This window comes from Solirubrobacter phytolaccae (assembly GCF_027587195.1).
Classification (GTDB): domain Bacteria; phylum Actinomycetota; class Thermoleophilia; order Solirubrobacterales; family Solirubrobacteraceae; genus Solirubrobacter; species Solirubrobacter phytolaccae.
On record NZ_JAPDDP010000150.1, the window covers coordinates 1 to 3,629 of the forward strand.

Genomic DNA, 3,629 nt, shown 5'->3' on the forward strand with positions numbered 1-3,629 from the left:
ATGCAGGTTCTACTCCACGGCCAAGTTCTTCGACGAGGAGCAAGAGGGGCGCTTCTCGACGAAGCGCGCTTCGCGGCCCCGCGCTCTCGCGGCTCAGCTAGATGGCGTATGGCGCGAGCATCTCGCGCAGCTCCTGGTAATGAGCGACGTCTTGCGGTGTCTTCGCTTGAGCCGCGAGGTCCTCAGCGGCAGCGATCAGCGCGTGCACCATCGTCGGCCCTGTTGGCTCGAGGCCGCCAACCTCCTGTGCCACTTCCAGGGCGGCATGATCCCCTGCCTCGCTCGAGCGTTCATGGGCGGCAGCGAGAACACGCCGAAACGCGTCGCCACCGCTCGACCAACCGTCCCGCATGCCCGGCGTAAATACGACTCCTGCCATCGTGCGGCCAACGGTAGCTCGGCGCGTGTGTCGAAAGAGCCCCGCTTCTCGATAGATCCGCGCATCCAAGCGAATAGGAGTAGGAGCGCCTTGAGCTCTGCGACGCGAGGCCAATGAGCGACCAAGACCAGGACAGGGCTGCACGCGCTGCTCTGGAGTGGGCGACCGCCGAGCTTGGCGTCGGCCTCGCAGTCGTTGGTGTTGTGCGCCGGCGGCGGGCGAACATCAAGACGCCGTTCTACGAGGTCACCGTCCGCGGCGCTGGCGGCGACGATCACGTTTGTCTGGTCGACCTGGACGGGCACGTTTTCAAGTTCCGCCAGTAGCCGAGCGGACCGATCGCGGGCGGCGCCAAAGTCGTGCTTCTCGACGTCTCGTGGCTTTGCGAACCGCCAGTCGCACGCGGCTCACCGACGGCTCCAACGAGCCGCAGCGCCTCGGGGGCGCTTAGTTGCGGCGGCCGAGGATCGGGACGGCGATGATCGTCAGGAGGCTGGGAAGCGCAAGCAGGAACAGGCCGGTTCGGAGCCAGTACCCCGCGCCAATGAGCCCGGCCAGACCCACGCCCGCCCAACAGACGAGCGAGGCCAGGAGAGCCCACGCTGCGACGCCGGATACGACGACGCGTCGGCCGTTCCACGCTTGGAGCTCCCGCCTCATGCCGCGGAACGTATCCGATTCTGCACAGAGCGCCCACGCTCACGATCGACCCCGTTGAGACCTTGACACCGGCCATGGACGACCCAGAGAAATGTGCTCTTTCTCGACGAAGTGGCTACTTTCGGCGCCAAGGCCCGACACGAGTGCCAGGCTCTATGACGCCGCTACGCATTCGCCACATTGGCTCGTGCTGAGCGCGAAGATCTCCTTCGTGGCGACGGCATCAACTTCGACCCGAGGAACGCCGCACGCAGTCGTCTCGGCAAGCGGCGACGCCACAAGGTGCACCGCATCTGGCAGCCGCGACGCGACCGGCTCGTCGCTGGGTTCGATGTCGCTCTTCTCGACCAGCACCTCGAGCGAGGGGAAATGGCCGAGGGTTCTCTCCGTCTGGCGCTTGAGCCGCTCAGCGCCGAGGCGTGTCCGCGCGAACTGCGGCGCATAGCTCTTCGGCTCGCCGTCCACCGTCCACGTCGCCTGAACTCGCCAGCTCATCCGGGAAGCATTCCAGCCGCGCCTTCGACTAGCGCCGGACAGCTTTCGACGGTTCCGCGACTTCGCGCGGCGCTGCACGAGAGCTCCGTCACCGCATCAGGACGAGAGTCGAGTCAAGTCACAGCACTCACGGCGGTGTCGAGTATGAGCTGGTCCTGCGTGCCGGTACGCACACGGTCACGTGGCCGGTCCGCGTGCCCGAGCAGCAGCTCGATGCAGGGTGGGAGGCAGAGACGCTGATCGTTCGCACGGGAGAGCAAGTCGGCACCGTGCTCTACACCGTCGAGTTCGAGCTGCTGACGGGCGCTGACTACTGGGCCTTCGCGCTGCCCGAGCGCCTGCAACCGACGTCGCCCACGTGACGTTGTACGCCGAGTTCATCATGCAGTAGGCCGTGAGGGGACCCGCGCAAGAAGAGGCGCTTGTCGACGAATGGCGGTCTCGCTGGCGTCCCGGCGAGGCATCTGGAGCGTCGTCCACGGTCCGGCTCACGCGCTGTTTGCTCTCGACGAGACGTGGGGACACCGCCATCGTGCATTTTCGGCGTCCGGTGTACTCGGGCATGGTGCTGTTCTTCATGGCGGTGCCCTTGGCGGTCGTTTGGTACGACCTACGCGACGCCTGGATCGGCATCTGCGCCCTTGTAGTGGCCGCGGTCGCCGTCGTGCTCATCCCGGTGGATCTGCGCCGCAACGCGTTCGAGATGGGCTCTGGGCAGCACCCGGACTCATTCAAGGGCAGCTCGATTGCGATCGGGGCTTTGCTGCCGTTCGTCTCGCTCGCCGCCGTAGGGCTCGTCTACCTGATCGCTCGCTGACCGCGTGACGGCCGCTGTCCGGACTCAGGCCTCCGCGCAGGCTCCATCACGAGCGCTCGACGCCCTGGTCCAAGTGGTGCTTCTCGACACTTCCGTCCGTTCGGCGGGCGCGGTCAGGCCACAAGCGCGAGCCAGTCGGTTCGCACCTCGAGCCGAGCGAGCACGGCCGCGAGCTGGCCCGCGCTGGCGGCGAGCGCAGCCTCAGTGAAGGACAGCCCGCGCGCTGCGTCTAGCACCGCGAAGGCCGCGTCCCCGCGCCGGGCGAAGGCCGGGGCGTCCAACAGGGCCGGACCGTCCGCGAACTCCCCAAGTAGCGACGCCGGAAGCCGGGCCAGCGCCGCGTCAACCTGAGCGCCGTCGATCGGCAGCGCCGCTCCCGCGCCGAGCAGGCTGAGCGTCCCGTCCTGGAGCACCACGACGTGCCAGGGGCGTGGCTCAAGGAGAACCAAACCGCCCCGTGCGGCAGCGGCATGCGCCAAAAGGAGGGTGCGTGCCGTGCCGGCGGGATCGAGCGGCGCGGAGGACGCCAACGTCGGTCCGCTCATCCACTCGCTGACGAGCACGTTGGACCGGCACCACTCGGTCCGGACCGCGGGGACCGAGGCCCCGGGCACCGCTCGCAGCAGCCGTCGCGCCGCCGACTGGCGCGCGGCCTCGACCTCGAAGTCGAGCAGCTCGAGGACCAGGTCGAACACCGCGTCGGGAACGCCGTCACCTCCGACCGCTCGGGCGAGACGCAGATCTGAATCAACCAGCGTCTCCACGCCGGGACGACGCACCTTGACGGCCACCGGAGCCCCGTCGAGCCGGCCGCGGTGCACCTGAGCGAGCGGCGTGACCGCTACCGGGACCTCAAGGTCGAGGTCCTCCAGGACCTCAGTCCATTTACCGTTCCAGGCCCGCCGCAACGCACGATCGACGGTCCGCGGCGAAAGCGGATCAGAGCCTTCGGACCGGGCGGCGGTCAACACGGGTTCGAGCCCCGCGAGCGCCCGCGGCCAACCGCTTTCGGGCACGAGCCCGGCCAACCGTCCCAGGGCCAACCGCCCCGTCGCCGACGCCCACAGCAGGGTTCCCGCCGGCCCCAGCGCCGCCCGGAGCTCAGGCGGCAGACCGGTCAACGGGGGTCACCCCGCCGACGGAGACACAAAGAACCAAGAAGGGCTGCGGACCTCGCATGCCACCCCCAGTATCGCGGACGGCTACGACTATCGCGCGGACGCGTCGTCCTTCATCGCTGCGTCGCGCAGCTGTGCGGCGGGATGCGGAACGTCGGCA

The 3,629-nt window shown here is 68.4% G+C and carries 7 protein-coding genes; 3 read left to right on the plus strand and 4 right to left on the minus strand.

Features of this window, described 5'->3' with window-relative positions; translation table 11 throughout:
* Positions 1–97 precede the first annotated feature (97 nt).
* Entirely contained in the window at positions 98–379 is a 282-nt protein-coding gene (locus OJ997_RS36050; protein ID WP_270030307.1) for a hypothetical protein, read from the minus strand.
* 113 nt (positions 380–492) lie between these two features.
* On the opposite strand from OJ997_RS36050, the gene OJ997_RS36055 reads away from it, so the two are divergent.
* Entirely contained in the window at positions 493–705 is a 213-nt protein-coding gene (locus OJ997_RS36055) for a hypothetical protein (protein WP_270030308.1), read from the plus strand.
* Positions 706–826: 121 nt separating this feature from the next.
* Here OJ997_RS36055 and OJ997_RS36060 read toward each other — a convergent pair whose 3' ends face one another.
* Both OJ997_RS36060 and OJ997_RS36065 read right to left on the minus strand, forming a co-directional pair.
* The gene (locus OJ997_RS36060) at positions 827–1,039 is read right to left on the minus strand and encodes a hypothetical protein (RefSeq protein ID WP_270030309.1); all 213 of its coding nucleotides are present in this window, start codon (positions 1,037–1,039) and stop codon (positions 827–829) included.
* Positions 1,040–1,192: 153 nt separating this feature from the next.
* On the minus strand, positions 1,193–1,534 hold the full coding sequence (locus OJ997_RS36065) for a hypothetical protein (protein WP_270030310.1): 342 nt from the start codon (positions 1,532–1,534) through the stop codon (positions 1,193–1,195).
* 194 nt (positions 1,535–1,728) lie between these two features.
* On the opposite strand from OJ997_RS36065, the gene OJ997_RS36070 reads away from it, so the two are divergent.
* Together OJ997_RS36070 and OJ997_RS36075 are read left to right on the plus strand one after the other, a co-directional pair.
* Entirely contained in the window at positions 1,729–1,896 is a 168-nt protein-coding gene (locus tag OJ997_RS36070) for a hypothetical protein (RefSeq protein ID WP_270030311.1), read from the plus strand.
* A 170-nt stretch (positions 1,897–2,066) separates the two neighbouring features.
* Complete coding sequence (locus OJ997_RS36075; protein ID WP_270030312.1) at positions 2,067–2,351, plus strand: hypothetical protein; 285 nt, start codon at positions 2,067–2,069, stop codon at positions 2,349–2,351.
* A 113-nt stretch (positions 2,352–2,464) separates the two neighbouring features.
* On the opposite strand, the gene OJ997_RS36080 is transcribed toward OJ997_RS36075, so the two are convergent.
* Positions 2,465–3,379, minus strand: a complete 915-nt coding sequence (locus OJ997_RS36080; protein WP_270030313.1) for an AarF/UbiB family protein — start codon at positions 3,377–3,379, stop codon at positions 2,465–2,467.
* Positions 3,380–3,629: the final 250 nt, after the last annotated feature.